The sequence below is a fragment of the Coprococcus sp. LG101-27 genome, assembly GCF_027695515.1.
GTDB lineage: Bacteria > Bacillota > Clostridia > Lachnospirales > Lachnospiraceae > Allocoprococcus > Allocoprococcus comes.
In genome coordinates, this window is record NZ_JAQEUJ010000013.1 from 1 (window position 1) to 18088 (window position 18088).

At 40.0% G+C, this 18088-nt stretch carries 18 protein-coding genes and 2 pseudogenes; 13 read left to right on the forward strand and 7 right to left on the reverse strand.

All coding sequences use genetic code 11. The features are described 5' to 3' along the window. Nucleotides 1-408: pseudogene (locus tag PG766_RS09985) on the forward strand (hypothetical protein); the annotation flags it as partial. Between the two features lie 224 nt (nucleotides 409-632). Here PG766_RS09985 and PG766_RS09990 read toward each other — a convergent pair. The 6 genes and pseudogenes from PG766_RS09990 to PG766_RS10015 form a co-directional block, all read right to left on the reverse strand. Continuing rightward, nucleotides 633-3011 (reverse strand): ABC transporter permease, encoded by a 2379-nt coding sequence (locus PG766_RS09990; protein ID WP_117447644.1) that lies wholly within the window; start codon nucleotides 3009-3011, stop codon nucleotides 633-635. Nucleotides 3012-3025: 14 nt separating this feature from the next. Then, nucleotides 3026-3691, reverse strand: a complete 666-nt coding sequence (locus PG766_RS09995) for an ABC transporter ATP-binding protein (RefSeq protein WP_002586595.1) — start codon at nucleotides 3689-3691, stop codon at nucleotides 3026-3028. Between the two features lie 189 nt (nucleotides 3692-3880). Beyond that, complete coding sequence (locus PG766_RS10000) at nucleotides 3881-4300, reverse strand: nuclear transport factor 2 family protein (RefSeq protein WP_044946403.1); 420 nt, start codon at nucleotides 4298-4300, stop codon at nucleotides 3881-3883. Between the two features lie 26 nt (nucleotides 4301-4326). Beyond that, complete coding sequence (locus PG766_RS10005) at nucleotides 4327-5358, reverse strand: sensor histidine kinase (protein WP_117447643.1); 1032 nt, start codon at nucleotides 5356-5358, stop codon at nucleotides 4327-4329. Beyond that, nucleotides 5355-6047 (reverse strand): response regulator transcription factor, encoded by a 693-nt coding sequence (locus tag PG766_RS10010; RefSeq protein ID WP_117447642.1) that lies wholly within the window; start codon nucleotides 6045-6047, stop codon nucleotides 5355-5357. Before PG766_RS10010 ends, PG766_RS10005 begins: the two co-directional genes overlap by 4 nt. A 223-nt stretch (nucleotides 6048-6270) precedes the next feature. Next, nucleotides 6271-6396, reverse strand: a pseudogene (locus tag PG766_RS10015) (helix-turn-helix domain-containing protein); the annotation flags it as partial. 214 nt (nucleotides 6397-6610) lie between these two features. Between PG766_RS10015 and PG766_RS10020 the strand changes: the two are divergent. From PG766_RS10020 to PG766_RS10050, 7 genes are all read left to right on the forward strand, one after another. Beyond that, nucleotides 6611-7354 (forward strand): TraX family protein, encoded by a 744-nt coding sequence (locus PG766_RS10020; RefSeq protein ID WP_118198984.1) that lies wholly within the window; start codon nucleotides 6611-6613, stop codon nucleotides 7352-7354. A gap of 55 nt (nucleotides 7355-7409) precedes the next feature. Then, a complete protein-coding gene (locus PG766_RS10025) occupies nucleotides 7410-8444 on the forward strand; it encodes an alcohol dehydrogenase (protein ID WP_044998576.1) in 1035 nt (344 codons plus the stop codon). 74 nt (nucleotides 8445-8518) lie between these two features. Beyond that, nucleotides 8519-8689: a hypothetical protein gene (locus PG766_RS10030; protein ID WP_243006410.1), complete on the forward strand. Its 171-nt coding sequence runs from the start codon at nucleotides 8519-8521 to the stop codon at nucleotides 8687-8689. Nucleotides 8690-8765: 76 nt separating this feature from the next. Next, on the forward strand, nucleotides 8766-9644 hold the full coding sequence (locus PG766_RS10035) for a LysR family transcriptional regulator (protein ID WP_118198983.1): 879 nt from the start codon (nucleotides 8766-8768) through the stop codon (nucleotides 9642-9644). A 126-nt stretch (nucleotides 9645-9770) separates the two neighbouring features. After that, nucleotides 9771-10241 carry a flavodoxin gene (locus tag PG766_RS10040; RefSeq protein ID WP_270590758.1) on the forward strand — a complete coding sequence of 157 codons (471 nt, stop codon included), beginning with the start codon at nucleotides 9771-9773 and terminating at the stop codon, nucleotides 10239-10241. A 28-nt stretch (nucleotides 10242-10269) separates the two neighbouring features. Further along, entirely contained in the window at nucleotides 10270-11037 is a 768-nt protein-coding gene (locus PG766_RS10045) for a carboxymuconolactone decarboxylase family protein (protein WP_270590759.1), read from the forward strand. Between the two features lie 176 nt (nucleotides 11038-11213). Next, on the forward strand, nucleotides 11214-12212 hold the full coding sequence (locus PG766_RS10050; RefSeq protein ID WP_270590760.1) for an alpha/beta hydrolase: 999 nt from the start codon (nucleotides 11214-11216) through the stop codon (nucleotides 12210-12212). Between the two features lie 21 nt (nucleotides 12213-12233). Here the strand turns inward: PG766_RS10050 and PG766_RS10055 are convergent, their stop codons facing one another. Further along, on the reverse strand, nucleotides 12234-12704 hold the full coding sequence (locus PG766_RS10055) for a hypothetical protein (protein ID WP_270590761.1): 471 nt from the start codon (nucleotides 12702-12704) through the stop codon (nucleotides 12234-12236). A gap of 370 nt (nucleotides 12705-13074) precedes the next feature. Between PG766_RS10055 and PG766_RS10060 the strand changes: the two genes are divergently transcribed. From PG766_RS10060 to PG766_RS10080, 5 genes are all read left to right on the forward strand, one after another. Then, complete coding sequence (locus PG766_RS10060; RefSeq protein WP_270590762.1) at nucleotides 13075-14034, forward strand: hypothetical protein; 960 nt, start codon at nucleotides 13075-13077, stop codon at nucleotides 14032-14034. Then, complete coding sequence (locus PG766_RS10065) at nucleotides 14019-14336, forward strand: hypothetical protein (RefSeq protein WP_270590763.1); 318 nt, start codon at nucleotides 14019-14021, stop codon at nucleotides 14334-14336. The genes PG766_RS10060 and PG766_RS10065 overlap by 16 nt, the downstream gene beginning before the upstream one ends. 54 nt (nucleotides 14337-14390) lie before the next feature. After that, a complete protein-coding gene (locus PG766_RS10070; protein ID WP_270590764.1) occupies nucleotides 14391-14765 on the forward strand; it encodes a hypothetical protein in 375 nt (124 codons plus the stop codon). Between the two features lie 683 nt (nucleotides 14766-15448). Continuing rightward, nucleotides 15449-16087 carry a PBECR4 domain-containing protein gene (locus PG766_RS10075; protein WP_243271965.1) on the forward strand — a complete coding sequence of 213 codons (639 nt, stop codon included), beginning with the start codon at nucleotides 15449-15451 and terminating at the stop codon, nucleotides 16085-16087. A gap of 57 nt (nucleotides 16088-16144) precedes the next feature. Next, nucleotides 16145-17701: a hypothetical protein gene (locus PG766_RS10080; RefSeq protein ID WP_195502174.1), complete on the forward strand. Its 1557-nt coding sequence runs from the start codon at nucleotides 16145-16147 to the stop codon at nucleotides 17699-17701. Nucleotides 17702-18088 lie beyond the last annotated feature (387 nt).

Genomic DNA, 18088 nt, shown 5'->3' on the forward strand with positions numbered 1-18088 from the left:
TATTATCTGAACAGGCTGAATGACTGGGGGCTTTGCTTCCGACAGTGCAAGGTCTGTGGGAAATATTTTCTGGCAAAGAGCCAGCGGTATGGGCTGTGCAGCGATAAGTGCCGCAAAGCACAGGCGCTTCAAAACAAGCGGGAATTTGACGAGAGGGCAAGAGAAAATAACTATGACCTGCTTTATAAAAATGAATGCCAGAACTGGCGCAACAAAATAAACCGGGTAAAAAATACCGCAGGCTTTCCGGCTGACCGTCTGGAAAAAATACAGGTTGCCTTTGCCGACTTTAAGAAAGAAGCATTACAGAGAAAAAAGGCTGTAAAAACAGGAACAGCCAGCCCGAAAGAATTTACGGACTGGCTGTATCAACAGAGTGATGTAATTGTTGAGCTGACCGAGATATGAAAAACTTTCTATCGTCAATTTCGCATTATTGCAATAACAGATTGCTTCTTCCATGAATGGTAATATTATCATCAAACTTTTGGAAGAACTATAAATGTCCGAGGTGCCTTTGATTTCGACAAAAAAACAGGCTGAATTGTTACAAAGCTCGGACATTTCAAAAATTTTTTGAGAAATGGCGAAAAAAGCGGGGCAGCACACGCCGCCCCGCCGATCCCATACGGTTATTCCATCGCCCGCATTTGTTCGATCAGGGATTGCTTTTTCTGTCTGCGGATTGTCCATACAGACAAGATCAGTTCCATTCCGAACAATACCAGAATGAACAGTCCCATTTCCAAAACCGGGAATTTGTAAGGCACTACATTTCCGGCAAAAGCTCCTATACTCATTTTTCTGCAAGCAAAGATGGAAGCCGGAAGCCCAACGATCAGCGTCGCCAATGTTGCAAAGAGCGCATAGCACAGCCCCTCACAGATGTTCATTTCACATAGCTGTTTTTGTGTTAGGCCGATAGAACGCAGAATACTGTTTTCCTGCTTTCGGGCTATCTGGTTAGAGAGTGTCGTATTGATAAGGTTGATAACGCCAAAGAGAAATACCAACCATGAAAGTATCTCCATACTGCCAAACGCAAAAGAATTTGTCATTTCTTCATATTCAATCACTGTATTGATTTCATCTAAGGCAATATTACTATGGCTGGCAACAATATTTTTCAATTCAGCTCCCACATAGTCCGTTTTTTTCGGATCGTTTACAATGCTCCATGAATAGTCGAAAGAAGCGATTTCCGGGTGCAGTTCATGGAACAATGCTTCTGGTGCGAAAAAGAGTACTCCATCGAGGGCCAGTTTTCCATGCCCGGAAGGCGTCTTGTTGGAATCAAACAATCCTGATACAGTGACGGAAACAGGCGGTTGCCCCTCTCCAAAATAAAAGTCAACTGTTGAACCAACACCCATATCCTCATTCTGCTTTAGCACATTATAGTCAATTACAATACTACGGGAATCTTTTGGCATCGTTCCTGCTGTCAGAGCCGCTTCAACTGTTGCATAATTCTGGTCGGTCAGCATATCACACATACCACCGCTTTGGTAAATGTCCGTCTTAAGGGTTGCATAGAGAGATTGTCTGCTTGAAATTATATCTGTAACACCATCAATAGATAAGATTTCCTGTTTTAATTCTTCATTCAACGGATTTCCCGCTGCCATAACCTTTTCTTCTGTCATTTCAGAATCCAAATAAATTTTATAGTCGCCGTCCGGGAAAAACCGTCTTGCAAGCGCCTCTGGAGAACGCAGCAAAACAATGGAGGATACCACAAGCAGAATAATTCCGCCCAAACTCAATGAGGCTACAATAGCAACGGTCTTTTTTCGGTCACGCTTAAAATTCGCAATTCCCATTGAAACAGGATTGAGCTTGATATTCTTTTTTCGGCTTCGGATGTCCTTTTGTGCCGGGGTAAAACGGACGGCTTCAATCGGGGAAATCCCTGCCGCAATTTTTATCGGCTTACGGATGGAAACAGATACCATGATCCAACTGCTTATGAGTGTCAAAATAATCGTTGCCACATAGGAAACAGCATTAAATCCCTTGGGAAACAAAAGAAAACCGCCGCATACACCCAGCACTGTACCAATCAAAATCCCGATACTGCCGAGTTTACGCCCCTCCCGCTTTACAATCCGCTTGATTTGCTTTGGCGTTGCACCAATCGTCCGTAGCTGCCCGTAGCTCTTGATTTTGTCATTGATGGAGATACGGAAGATACTCTGGATCACAATATAGCCGCCGATCAGAACAATGGCAATCACGCCAGCCATCAGTGCAAAATCAAAGGATTTAGAAGCATAGGCAAAATACTTGCTGTTCATTTTGGGCATAGGAAGCTGATATTCCTCCGCAATCTCCCTGCAATAAGAGGTCATCAGTTCTTCGCCCAACTGGTCGCTGTTTTTGAAATGGACATAGGCGCGATAGCCAGTCGGGTCAAACCCTTTCCATCCTGTCAGGGCAGCGTTGGAAAGAATGATAGCGCAGGTATTCGCTTCTTTTTCATTTACGCTGTCCATAATGCCGGTAACGACATAATCACCATGAAAACTCTCTGTATCTAAGGTCACAGTGTCCCCGATCTTGGCATTGTTTCCATAGGTGGAAAGAAAGTATTCGCTTACAACAACTTCATTTGCTTTTTCAGGAACCCGGCCCTCTAACAACTCCATCTGCGCCTTGGTAATCTCCATCATTTGCGCGTCGCAATACACATAAGACGCATGATAGCCCTGTTCTGAAAGCTCCTCACCCAGCATATAGTAGCCGCCTACGCGCTCAAACTCCGGCAGTCCTTTCAGGGTTTCAATGTCGTTTTCCTCTACGCCCAGCCAGACCGCCTCATAAGTATCGACAACCTGATTGCGCTGCATTTGTGTCAGGGAGGTAGACACAATTCCCGTAAAGCAGATCAGAAATGCCGCCAGCGCAACGGCAATCACCACCATCAGATTCCGGCGCTTCTCGCTTTGCAAACTTTTCTTTGCCAGCTTCTTTGTAATGGCGCTGGTATCATTCTCAAAAGGCCATGTCATAGCCTGCCACCTCCTTACTCCACAATCTTGCCGTCCTCAATGCGGACAATCCGATCTGCAAGGCGGGCAATGTCGTCATTGTGCGTAATCATCACAACAGTTTGCCGGAACTCTGCACTGGTGCGCTTGATAAGCCCCAGCACCTCGGCGCTGGTCTTGCTGTCAAGGTTGCCGGTCGGCTCGTCGGCCAGCACAATAGCCGGTTTGGTAATCAAGGCGCGGGCGATAGCCACACGCTGCTGCTGTCCGCCGGAAAGATTGTTCGGCATATTTTTCAGTTTATCTTCCAGCCCCAGCAGATGAACGATCTCGTCCAAAAACTTCTGATCCACCGTGTCCCCGTCCAGCTCCACCGGCAGGACGATGTTCTCATACACATTCAGGATCGGAACAAGGTTATAGTTCTGGAAGATAAAGCCGATGTTGCGGCGGCGAAAGATGGTAAGCTGCTCGTCGTTCTTCTTTGCCAGTTCTTCGCCTCGGACAATCACTGTTCCGCTGGTGGGAGTGTCCAGCCCGCCCATCATGTGAAGCAGGGTGGACTTGCCGCTGCCGGAGGTTCCCACAACGGCCACAAACTCACCGTCATTTACGGAGAAGTTCACGCCGTCAAGGGCGCGGGTGATATTCGGCTTTGTGCCGTAATACTTTTTCAGATCAATCGTCTGCAAAACGCTCATACTCAAAACTCCTTTCAAGGCTTTCTGCCTGTTGATAAGGTCATTGTAAAACCCAAATGTCCGCGAAATGTTACAGCGGCCAAAAAATTTCATTGAAAATCGGGGTGAAATGTTACAGCGCTCGGACATTTCAAAAAAATTTACGGCGGGCAGCCGGAAATGGCCGTCCGCCGTAGCTCATGATCTGTTCTAAAACCAATTCGCCTTTTGATTTCTAAATTGAGGAGTATCGCTTTCTTGATAAGGATTGTAGGTATTACGGTTACACCCAAACTCTTTTAATGATTTTATTTTATTGTCCTCTGTCCATTCAATCAAAGAAATACCGTCAAATTCCTCTATATCCCCATTGTTCATTCCATTTTTGAAATACCACTCTACAATCGTTTGATTTTCTTTATGGAAAAATTGCTTGATTTCCCAAACTACCACCTTTCCACGGGTATTCCACTCCTGAAACCAATGTTTTACTGTTTTACGATTGCTATACTGGGGACACCAACTTTCTGTATAGAGTACATCTTCCGCAAAAATATCATCAATGCCCATATCTTTCTGATAAAGCCACATATCAAACCACAGTCGGATTATTTTTTCTCGTTCATTCATAATAGAAACACCTCGCTTGTTTACTTTCATTTTGTAGGCAGCATAATGGAAAATTCCGAACCCTTGCCCGGCTCCGAAACCACTTTGACATAGCCGCCCTGCCGCATTACAATCTCGCGGGCCAGATACAGGCCAATGCCCACGCCCTGCTGTTCGTGTACTTCTTCCTCACGATAGAAGCGCCGGAAGATGGCAGCCTGATTGCTTTCGGAAATGCCCTTGCCGGTGTCGGTCACTTTGATCTCCACATACATTTCCCACAGCACCACCGACACAGCGATTTTCCCGCCTGCCGGGGTGTACTTCACCGCATTGTCCAGCAGGTTAAAGAGGGCTTCCGATGTCCACTTGCTGTCATGGGAAACGGTCAAATCCTCCGGGCAGTCCACGGACACGGCGATTTCCTTTTTCTCCGCCGCATACACGATCCCACTCATGGCCTGCGCCACAGTATCAAAAAGACGGCCCAGCTTCTTATCCAACTGGATCACGCCTGTTTCCAGTCGGGAGGTTTTCACAAGGGCCTGAAAGAGAAAGTCCAGCTTATCCGTCTGGCTGCGGATTCCCCGGATAAAGTCGGTGCGCTCCGCCTCGGTCATGGGCTTTTCCAGCAGGGTGTCCGTCGCCATTTTCAGATTGCTTACCGGCGTTTTCACCTGATGGGAAATATCCGATACAAGGGTCTGTAACTCCTGCCGTTCCTCGTCCACCCGGCGGCGGTTCTCCTGCATGATCTGGTAAAGCCTTGCCAGCCGGTGTCCGATTCTGGCAAGCTGGGTTTCGCTGTCCTCTGGCCGCTGGGGCGCTTCATTCCCGGCGATCATGTGGTCTAAGGTCTGGCACAGGTCAGCGGTAAACTGCGACAGCCGCTTTCCAAACGCCTGCGTCAGTACAAAAATCCCCACAAGGGCGCACAGCAGCAGCGTCCCGCCTGTCAGCAGCACCGCAATCTGTTTTGTCACAAGAAACAGGGCTATGGTGATCCCGGACATGGAGAGGACAAGCTCCATTGCCACCCGGCCAAACAGCCGCTTTACCGAGAGGTTTTGAAACTTCATTTTGCCTCGCCTCCCGTCCATTGATAACCCATGCCGTAAACAGTCTTGATGTAGGGTGCGCCGCCGTCAGATTCAATCTTGCTGCGAATCCGGCTGATGGAGGTTGTCAGGGTGTGTTCGTCTACAAACCTCTCGTCTATATCCCACAGCTTTTCCAAAAGCTGCCCACGGGTCAGCACTTGCCGGGGATTTTTGCGGAACAGGTTCAGCATTTTATACTCCATCGGGGATAGGGTCAGGGGCTTGCCGTTTAGGGAAGCCGTCTGCTCCGAGAAGTCCAGAAACAGCCGCCCGTCGTCGTAAATGTCCTTGGCCGGTTTGTGGTGTTCCAGCATAGCGAACATGGCTTTGATTTTTCGCTGCAAGGCCCCGATCACAAAGGGCTTTGTGATGTAGTCCACCGCGCCCACCTCATAGCCCCGTATCTGGTCGCTCTCCTGATCGTTGGCGGTCAGGAATATTACGATGGTGTCCGGGTGCTGGGGCTTTATCAGCTTGCACAGCTCAAAACCGTTCCCATCTGGCAGGTTAATGTCCAACAGCACTAAATCAAATTCCCGCTGGCGGATGGCTTCGGCTGCGGTTCTGGCATTTAGAGTAGAAGTCACGCCGTAGCCGTCTGCGGTCAGGTTATAGGCTAACATCTTATTCAAAAAACTGTCGTCCTCGACAATTAAAATCTGCTTCATATCCTCACTTCCTTTGCTTTTTGCAGATAGTATAACAGGCAAATGTCCGAGAATTGTTACAAGGACAAATATATTTATCATATTACAGCTTTTTTATGTGTACTGCAATTTTATAAAAGAAAGGACAGCAGTATCATCAAATTGCTGTCCTTGCGGTTTATTATAGCTGGTAGTGTATAAGCGTGGGTTCATCATATTTGGTGTGGTATCTTTAACTATGGGAAACTCCTCGTTCCCATTTAGAAACTGATTTGTCACTCATATTCAGTTTTTCTGCCAATTGCTTCTGCGTCAGTCCAAGAGCTTTTCTTTTTTCTGCAATATATTTTCCGATTTTGATTAAATCCATATAATTCACTCCCTTCTGTTTAATCTAAGCATAATATAAATTATAAGAAATGAACACCCCTTATGAGTAGAATGCGTTGAGTATTTGAGTTCTGGCTGAATTAGTGATAGATTAGGACGCAAGAGTTGATTGACGTTGGATAATGCTCCATAATATAATGAAAAGAAAAGAATAAAAGGCAGATATCTATGCCTGGATAGATGGAGAAGAACCTATGGAGAAAAAAAGAGGAATTGATTCGTTTACACTACATATTCTGGCAATGCTGTTTATGTTATGTGATCATTTGTGGGCGACACTATTTCCAGCACAGGAATGGATGACATGCGTAGGAAGACTTGCTTTTCCGATTTTCGCATTTATGATCGCAGAAGGATGCTATTATACTTCGAATGTGAAAAAATACATGCTGCGTCTTTTTCTATTTGCCATAATTTCAGAAATACCATTTAACCTGATTATGGGAAGTTCTGTATTTTACCCGTTTCATCAAAATGTACTATGGACCTTTTTATTAGGGGTGTTATCGATACAGATCATTGAAAAAGCAAAGAAGAAACAAAAGAAAAGGATATCGTTTTTTGTGGTTTGCCTCGTGCTTTTGATGGATTTTCTGCTTGGAACCATAACCATGGTAGATTACAATGCTGCAGGAATACTGACGGTATTGCTTTTTTATTTTTTTCGCAAGAAAACCTGGATTTCTTTTGCGGCACAGCTTGTCGGGCTGTATTATTTGAATGTAGTTATGCTGGGGAATCTGTATTATCCGGTAACGATTCTGGGACATCATTTTGAGATTGCACAGCAGAGCTTTGCACTGCTGGCACTGATTCCAATCTGGTTATATCATGGAGAGCAGGGGTATCATAGCAAGTGGTTCAAGTATTTCTGTTATGCGTTTTATCCAGTGCACCTTCTTATCTTGGTTGTTATTTGGCAATGGTGTATTCGGTAATAGATCAGCAGCGGAAATTCTGGATAAATTATTATAGAAAGTGATGGGGAAAAGAATGCAGACTTATACTTATGTTTCAAAAGGAAAATTTGAATTAATGGAAAAGCCAAAGCCTGTGCTGATGCATGAAAGAGATGCCATTGTAAAGGTGACACTTGCCAGTATTTGTTCCAGTGACCTGCACATTAAGCATGGAAGCGTTCCACGGGCAGTGCCGGGGATTACAGTCGGTCATGAGATGGTTGGAATTGTGGAAGAAGTCGGAACTGCTGTGAAGAATGTGAAGCCAGGAGACCGGGTGACGGTAAATGTAGAAACTTTTTGTGGAGAATGTTTTTTCTGCAAGAAAGGTTATGTGAATAACTGTACTGATGAAAATGGCGGCTGGGCTCTTGGATGCCGTATCGATGGCGGTCAGGCAGAATATGTCCGTGTACCATTTGCAGATCAGGGGCTGAATAAGATTCCGGATAAAGTTACGGACAGACAGGCGTTATTTGTAGGAGATGTACTTGCCACCGGTTACTGGGCAGCACGTATTTCCGAGATCACTGAGGATGACACGGTGCTGATCATTGGAGCCGGTCCTACAGGTATCTGTACCTTATTGTCTGTTATGCTGAAAAATCCGAAGCGGATCATCATGTGTGAAAAAGACGAAAAGCGTATGCATTTTATCAGGGAACATTATCCGGAAGTTCTTACAGTTTCGCCGGAAGAATGTTTTGATTTTGTTCAGGCAAACAGCGAGCATGGTGGAGCGGATGTTGTTCTTGAAGTTGCAGGAGCAGAATCTACTTTCCGTCTTGCATGGGAATGCGCAAGACCAAATGCAATCGTGACGGTGGTGGCACTTTACGATAAAGCCCAGACGTTACCTCTGCCGGATATGTATGGAAAGAATCTGACTTTTAAAACAGGAGGAGTAGACGGTTGTGATTGTGAAGAAACGCTGAGACTGATCGCGGAAGGTAAGATCAACACGGAACCACTGATCACACACACCTATCCACTTAGCAGAATCGAAGAAGCCTATGAACTTTTTGAAAATAAGAGGAACGGCGTGATCAAGGTGGCGGTAGAATGTTAAATATAATAGAAATAAAAGATGCCACAGAGTAAGATTTTAATGAAAGCGGTTGAATTTGATATATCAGAAATAGAATGAAAATTCATGTAGAAGACTTGATGTTATATCATTCAGCACCATCAAAACTTTCGGAAGCAACGTTGTGTTCACAGAACGTACCGATGAATCATGAAATGAACGATACAGCAAAGAAGCAGTATAATTTACTTCTTGATATAATTGATTTGTGTGCGATTTATTATTAAAGGTAAAGATATAGATGATGTCTGGGATGCAATATGATAGAATGGTTACAAGAAAAATTTGTAGGAATATAAAGATATGGAATTAAGATTATTACGCTATTTTTTAACAGTAGCAAAAGAACAGAGCTTTACAAAAGCAGCAGAACAATTGCATATTACCCAGCCAACGCTATCCAGACAAATGGTGGCATTTGAAGAGGATCTGGGAATAACATTATTTATTCGAAACGGGAAGAAAATATCGCTCACTGATGAAGGAATTTTATTAAAAAGGCGTGCCTTGGAGATTCTTAATCTTGAGGAAAGGACGCTTGAGGAACTGAAAGGAAAAGAAGAGGTTGTAGAGGGCACGATAACCATTGGATGCGGTGAATTTGCAGCAGTGGAAACATTGGCGAAGATATGCAAAACATATAAAGAAAAATATCCGCTGGTTCAGATTGTATTGCATACTGCAACAGCAGATGCAGTGTATGAGATGATGAACAAAGGACTTGTAGATATTGCATTATTCATGGAGCCGGTGGACACCGAAGGGCTGGATTATATCCGAATCACAGATTGTGATCACTGGTGTGTCGGAATGCGGCCAGATGATCCGCTGGCAGAAAAAGAGTTTATAAAAAAAGAAGATCTTATTGGAAAACCCTTGATCCTGCCGGAAAGAATGAACGTTCAAAGTGAACTTGCCAACTGGTTTGGGAAAGACTTTTCAAAATTACAGATTGCTTTTACGAGTAATCTTGGAACGAATGCCGGAGTTATGGCGGCAAATGGATTGGGGTATCCAATTTCAATTGAGGGTGCTGCAAAGTATTGGCGAGAGGATATTCTTGTACAGCGAAGAATTTCTCCTGAAATCACGACCAGTACGGTGATTGCCTGGCGACGGAATATCCCATATTCTTTGGCAGTCCGTAAAATGATCGAGGAGATTAATGCTTTTCAGGCATAAAACAAAATTCAATATAAGCATTAGACATAATGAAGCGATAGAGCTTAAAATAGATGTGTAAGATGAATGTAAATCTTATACATCTATTTTTTTGTGAAAAATACGTATAGAAAGGGGCTTTTTATTATGAGTAAAAAATTAGTGGCATTTTTCAGTGCAAGCGGAACAACAAAAAAAGTAGCACAGATGATCGCAGAGGAAGCAAAAGCGGATTTGTTTGAGATTGAGCCGAAAGTTCCATATACAAAGCTTGATCTTGACTGGATGAATAAAAAATCCAGAAGCAGTGTGGAAATGAGTGATAAAAAATATAGACCGGAGATTATGAAAAAAGAGATGGATATGAGTTCTTATGACGAGATCCTTCTGGGATTCCCAATCTGGTGGTATGTGGCTCCGACAATCATCAATACATTTTTAGAAGCTTACGATTTCAGTGGTAAAAAGATTGTGCTTTTTGCAACATCCGGAGGAAGTGGATTTGGGAACACTGTGAAAGAATTGCAGTCATCTGCATCAGACGCAGTTATTACAGAAGGCAGACTGTTAAATTGTGGAACGAAACAGGAAATCACTGAATGGGTAAACTCTTTATAAATAACAGCGTTATGGAGGTATACAGAATATGGGAAAAATAGTACAGACAGCAGGGAGAAATATACTTGGTGAATTCGCACCGGAATTTGCACATTTTAACGATGATGTACTTTTCGGCGATAACTGGAATAATCAGGACATCGACGTAAAAACAAGAAGCATTATTACAGTGGTTGCTTTGATGGCTTCCGGAATTACGGATTCTTCTTTAAGATATCATCTTCAAAATGCAAAAAATCATGGTGTGACACAAAAAGAGATTGCTGCAGTGATCACACATGCCGCATTCTATGTAGGTTGGCCAAAAGCATGGGCTGTTTTCAATCTTGCAAAGGAAGTGTGGGAAACAGGCGAAGGAGATTTGTCATACGAAGAGGAAGCGATGCGGGCGCATGCAAAAAGGATGGTATTTCCAATTGGTGCACCAAACGATGGCTTTGCACAGTATTTTTCGGGCAGAAGTTTTCTTGCACCGATTTCTACTTCTCAGGTTGGAATTTTCAATGTGACATTCGAACCAGGATGCAGAAATAACTGGCATATCCATCATGCAAAAAGTGGAGGCGGACAGATTCTGGTATGCGTTGCCGGAAGAGGATATTATCAGGTAGAAGGTAAAGAAGCTGTAGAAATGAAGCCAGGCGACTGCATCAATATTCCGTCAGAAGTAAAACACTGGCATGGCGCAGCACCGGATGAATGGTTTTCACATCTGGCAATAGAAGTTCCGGGCGAAAATAGTTCCAATGAATGGCTTGAACCGGTAAGTGATGAAGAATATAGAAAACTAAAATAGGAAGGGTGAAAAAAGTATATCAGCTGGGAGTCAATCCCCCAGCTGATATAGCCTCCGGCAGGATTGCAGAGGTGCGCTGTAGAAGTATGTCATGCAATTGCATGACGCGCACCTCGCAGCAAGAATGCCGAGGCATTCTTGAATTATAAGACAATTTGCATATGGAGGTTATATTTATGTTGAAAACAGAAGAATTAAAACTAGTATCTGAATGGGATAAAACTTTTCCAAAAAGTGAAAAAGTAGATCATGAGAAAGTGACATTTGTAAATCGTTATGGAATCACACTTGCTGCAGATTTGTATAAGCCGAAAAATACATTTGGGAAATATCCAGCGATTGCTGTAAGTGGACCATTTGGTGCAGTCAAAGAACAGTGTTCCGGACTGTATGCGCAGACGATGGCTGAAAAAGGATACCTTACTATTGCATTTGATCCTTCTTTTATGGGAGAAAGTGGAGGCAATCCAAGATACATGGCTTCTCCGGATATTAATACAGAAGATTTCATGGCTGCTGTTGATTTCCTTTCTGTTCGGGAAGAGGTAGATCAAGATAGAATAGGAATCATTGGAATCTGTGGCTGGGGTGGGATGGCTCTTAACGCAGCTGCACTCGATACAAGAATAAAAGCAACGGTTGCATCTACCATGTATGATATGACAAGGGTAAATGCGAATGGGTACTTTGATTCTGAGGACAGTGAAGAAGCACGTTATGCGAAGAAACAGTCGCTGAATACCCTCAGAACACAAGAATACTGTAAAGGCGAATATTCCAGAGCTGGTGGTTGTGTTTCTCTTCCGGTTCCAGAGGATGCCTCTTTCTTTGTAAAAGATTACAGTGAGTATTATAAAGGCAGATGTTATCATAAAAGAAGCCTGAATTCCAATGATGGCTGGAACAGTATTGGATGTATGTCATTTATGAATCAGCCAATATTAAAGTACAGTAATGAAATCAGAAGTGCAGTCCTCATTGTTCACGGAGAAAAAGCACACAGCTATTATTTTGGAAAAGATGCTTATGAAAATATGATTAAGGACAGCAAGTACACATCCAATAAAGAGCTGCTGACAATTCCAGGGGCTGTTCATACAGATCTTTACGATAATCTGGATGTAATCCCATTTGATAAAATCCAGAAATTTTTTGAAGAAAACGGAGTTGGTTAATTATGGTAAAAAAAGTATTGATCATATCGACAACAGTATCATACGATTCCTTACATCATAAATACAGCCTAATCCTATTTGAGCTTGGGGCTTTGTGTTTTTTCGGCTTGCAGAACCATATAGTTTCAGTGTTTCAGCAGTGGTAGGAATATTAATATCTGAGCCGTCAGCGGCTAATATTAAATGATCTTTGTAAGTTGAAAAGGTGGAATCTGCATAAAAGTTACGGTTATGATATTTATATAATTCTAAAAAAGCATCTGGATTAAGTTTCATACGCTGTTTCAGATATCCTGGTTTTGAAATAGACACACCAGGATGAGCAAGTTTCATATAATTTCTCAGTTCCAATGCCAACGTCAACCCCTTTCTGTTTATCATCGTGAAAAAAAGATCCTGAAGAGGCATTTTTCGAATTCTGGTAAAATAATTTTTATTACCTGATCGGCAAAATGCCTTAAATTCATCAGAAGTCATTTTTTCTATATCCATGAATATACGTTTCTGAGAATGCTTCATGCATAATCACATCCTTTTTTTGAGCAGGTTCATGGCTTCTTTTTACAATATAAGCATATCAAAAAAAGCAGAAGATATCTAATCCATTTCGGAATAAATATCTTCTGATTTTAAGTTAATGACATTGTGATTTTATTGGGTTTCTTGGATGGAAACGTAGAATTTACACCTTATTTACACCTTTGGAAGATCGGATCGGTATAGTTAGAATAGTAAAGACGTGGGATGAATCTTGCATCTTTTTTTAGATTGTGTAATTACATGTTGCTTGAAAAATCAAATAACATATGATAAATTATAAATGCGACGTAAAAAGAGTCACATTTATAAAAAGGTGATTGATATGAAAGAATTTTTGGAAAAAATATTACGGCAAAATGTAATAATGACGAAGAATAAAGAGGCATATAAAAAGCTTCCGTTAGTATATCGTGGAAGGTATGATATTTTTACAGTAGAGACGAATGGTGCGTTATGGATGGCTATTCATCCAAAAGATGATGTCGGACTTGTTATGTTACGTAGAGACAGAGCTGGCGTAGAAAAAATGACAGGATTAAATTGTGCAATATTTCTTGATCGAACAACATTTTATATAAAGGAAAAAATGATGGAAGAAGGAATTCCTTTTGTAATAGAAGGGAAGCAGGTATTTCTCCCATTTATTGGATATTTGCTGAGTAAGGAAAATGAAAGAGAATTGGCACCAGTTCATTTGATTTCATTTTTGACGCAAAAAATGCTCCTGATGGCTATTTATGAACGATGGAATGAAGTGAAAGTATCTGATGTAGCGAAACGAATAGGAGTGTCAACAAAATCTGCAAGTCGGTGTTTTGATGAACTGGAATATTTAAATATTGATGTGTTGGGCATGAAAGGTAAATCAAGAGTTATCAATATTCCGGATGACCGAAAACAATTATGGCAGCAGATTGAGCGTGTGTTAAGAAATCCAGTGATTCGAAGATTTGTTCTGAGAGAAGATATGAAAATAGAAAAGAAAGCAGGTATTTCTGCTTTGTGTGAGTATTCTCTTTTGTCAGATAATGTTTATCCTACTTATGCAGTAACAAAGAGAGAACTGAAAGCTAGCGGAGTGAAAGTGGAAAAACAAGTGAGCGAATTGGAAGAAATTGGTTGTGTTGTTTTGGAACTGGGATATTTCATTGATTTTTTAGGAAAAGGATTTCAAGATCCCTTGAGCGTAGTATTGTCACTTACAGGAGAAGAGCAAGAAGAGGAACGGGTAGATATTTCTATTAATGAGATGTTGGAGGAATATGTATGGTCAAAGGATTAGATACATTTCAGAAGTACTTTGCAGATTATGAAGAACAGTATGTTTTAATAGGTGGTGCAGCCTGTGATATTCTGTTTGAAAGCAATGAAGTAAATTTCAGGGCTACAAGAGATCTGGATATGGTTTTGATTGTTGAAGCATTAACTCCGGAGTTTGGAGAAAAATTTTGGAAGTTTATCGTTGATGGAAAATATAGAAACAAAGCGACAAACGGTAGCAACCCTCAATTTTATAGATTTGATAAGCCAGAAGACGATAACTTTCCGAAAATGATCGAATTGTTTTGTAGAAGTGATTTTTAACTAAAAGATGCGAAAGGAATTACTCCAATTCATATTGATGATGAAGTTTCCAGTTTGTCAGCAATTCTTTTAAATGATGATTACTATAAGGCACTTCTCAATGGAAAAGAAGTGAGAAAAGGCCTTTCTGTTTTAAGACCAGAATATATCATTCTTTTTAAAGCAAAAGCGTATCTTGATTTAAAAAGGCAAAAAGACTTAGGAGAAAAAGTGGATTCCAGTGACATAAAGAAGCATAAGAAAGATGTTTTGCGTATTGCTTCGGAGCTTATACTTGAAAAAGTAGAAGAATTGCCGATAGCAGTAGATGCCGATATACATAGCTTTATTGACTTGTTGGAGCAGGAACCATTTGATCAAAATTCATTGAAAAGATTTGGGCTGAAAAATGAGAATGTTGTAGAAGTGTTGAAGCAAGTATTCGGATAAAAATGTGATGTGTTATACAGTTAATTTTTAACCCATTTTTACACCTTTTGCGGACGATATTATGCGAAAATAAACCAGGTTATGCCAGAAAGCAAAAAATTACAAAGGCTCACAAAGCCCGAAATACCAAGAAAAACTAAGAAATGCGAGGTTATGCAACAATGATAAAAGTACTTTTCATTTGCCACGGCAGTGTTTAAGGGATGTCGTGAAAGCCTTGGTTTTAAAGGATTTTTTGATGATTGACGAATAATTTGCACCTTATTTACACCTTTGGAAGACCGGATCGGAATAATAGAGAAAATAAAGAAATAGATAAATATAACAGGAAGTAATTTTGTCATATTGGAAATAATTAAAATTTGCTGAACCGTGTTGATTTTTTTGATTGATTGAGTATAATGAAAGTAAGAACAGAAATGTTCTCGATGTAAGAGCATCGTTAAAAGTTGGGCTGCAGGTGGAGCAGGATAAAATTCCATCTCATTAGATGTCTTAACTGGGCATCGAGCTTGGCAACTTGGATAAAGTTGTAGTCCACGTGGGGGACTTAATGATTTTCACGTCATTATTGATATCTTAACTGGATATCGAGGCTGACAACCAGCAGAAAACTCTTTATAAAAGAAATTCCTAGAGGAGTGTGGTTAAGTATCACACTCCTCTTTATGTATGAGGTGTAAATGGCAACAAAGGTAGATAAGAAAAACGCAATACGACATGGTATTATAGAGGCGGCAATTGTATATAGCCAGAGTTTGGCGGGTAAAACGTTTCTGTATGTATATGGAGATGAATATTTTGAAGTTTCTTTTCCGGTGGATCATTTTCTGCATTTAACAGGAGTGGAGACAATACTTTCTGCAAAGGATTTTTATAGGAATGCAAAAAAGGCTATTCTTACAAATAATCAGTTCTATTTTGATGCAAGACATATATATGCAAATGCCAAAAAGAAACTGCCATGTTTGAAGCGGTTGCCAGAATTAACAAATGAGATGGTTTGTGTTCTTAAGGATATGCAGACTATGACAATTACATGTAAGCTCAGCGTTACAAATTTGGAATTTACATTGGGGCTGACAGAAAACACAGATAGAAGTGGAAACAAGATTAATGATTTTTTCTTGCCAATGTCTTTGCGAGTTAAGGATTCATCTGTTGAAAAAAGTAACGATGGAGAAATCATAGATTTCATTTTTTCAAAGGACGCCAGTGTAGCGAAGTATGATATTTTATTGGTTGAAGATAAGGATAAGAAAATTCCAGATTGTATAAGGCATTTGATTAGTGACAGCTTTTGTTATGAAGCAAATGAATAATTACATATAGAACAATCAGAGCATCATTGGATGGCTTTTGTGATAGGAGTTTGTACTTTGAAATATTATGGATTGAAAGATAAAATTAAAAAAGAAGATTTCCTTTATTTATATGCAAAAAGAAGAGCAAAATTATTATCGATTTTGCCAGGAAAGAGAAGAAAATTTTGGAAAAGTAATTATGATAATATTTTTGAATGTGATCATTGGGGGTTAAGAGATGACAATTCTTTGCCAGATGATTCAGTTTTTGATATGTATTCAATTGTTGTAGCGGATTTGATTAGAAGAGAAGATATTAATCAACTACAAAAAGGAATACGAGTATTATTACAAAAAAGACGTTCTAATCGTTTTCTGACAGCACCGATAGAAGGATTAGATGAGATTTGTAAGAGAATTGAGCAGATGGATGCATCCTTACTTGCTTGGTATAATGTTGTGGAATGTGGAGTGTTTGAGTTTAAAAATCATCCACTTGAAAAGATTATAGATTATTTTACAGTGAAAATATGTAATGTTAATTCTGGATATCTTTCTTTAGTTTTCGATATTAAACTAAAAAGTGGAAAAAAGGAAGAATTGAAAAATATTATTGAAAATAATTATTATGAAACTAGAGGATATGCACATCAAACATTGACTGGCAAGAGTAAAACTACAGGTGCATTTAAAAACTATTTCGTTGCTCGATATAATGACAATTCTTTAAAGGCGGATAGGATATTTGAATTTATAAGCTATATAGAATGGGAATTCTTGCAAGAACTTAGTTCATTATTTCCGTTTGTTTTTCACAATAGAAATATTTCACCTCCTAGAATAGAGGTGTATAGTACAAATATTGATTGGCGTGATGATAATAGATATTTTTGGCACTCCATAGGGGTTGAAGAATATCAAGGCCAATTTATAGATGAGCGACACAAAATGTTTTATGAGAATACTCTTTCGGAAAGATATGGTAGGTTGTATGCAAACAATAGGCTTCTTTATATATTCAAGGACGACGGAATTGAAATAGGCCAATTTAAATCAATAAAGGATAAGGTTTATCATCATATCAATGAGTATGCTATTGATTATTTTAAATTTATGTTTTTGGATATGTTGTCTAGAGAAGCTGGAAAGACACTTGTAGACTACAAACATAAGTTAGATAAAATTAAGCTAAAGAGAAATAATTTAGAATTGTTACTAAAGCTTAAATATAATTTTTCAAGGGAGATAGATGATTTTAACAGATATAAAAGAGATGATATCTGGGATAAATCTAAGAGAAGATTTGAAGATTTATATGTGTACAGTGATACGGTGGCTAAGTTAGCATCGAGAAAATTTTTTATTTCTTATACAAATTTTTGCGATAATGCTATTTCTGAATCAAGAAAAATTGATGAAGATATAGGTATGATGCTTGCTGAATTTGAAGAGAAGAAAATGATTTTACAAAACTTGGCAGACTATAAAAATACAGCTAATAGTTTACGATTGAATTTGATAATGACAATCTTAACAACAATGACATTATTTTTTGTTATTTTTCCGGATAAGGCAAAGGAAATAGCAGATGTTATAGCTATGATGTGGAATTTTATAACAAGTAAAATATAAGAAATTAGTGTAAACATTTTTCGTTTATTACCAACTTTACTACTGACAGCCTGCAATAACTTGCCTCATCTTGCCTTGCTTTGCCAAGATGCAAGGCAAATCACACATTTCACAAATCACTGGAATTCCTTGCAAAACAGGGCATATAAAAAGATATGATGCTACGAATGAGGTTTTAAATATTAAAAATATAGAAAATTGTGTGTAATCACTTCGTTTTTTGGTGCAGTTAGCTTGAAAATAAAATATATGTGTAGAATTGAAGAGACTAACGAAGGTGGATTTACAGTTTTTATTGATAATAAATATATGATTGTTAGAAGATTTGAGGAGTATATGGATGTTATGATCAGCAAGAATACTGTTTGATGAGTGGAACTCTGCATT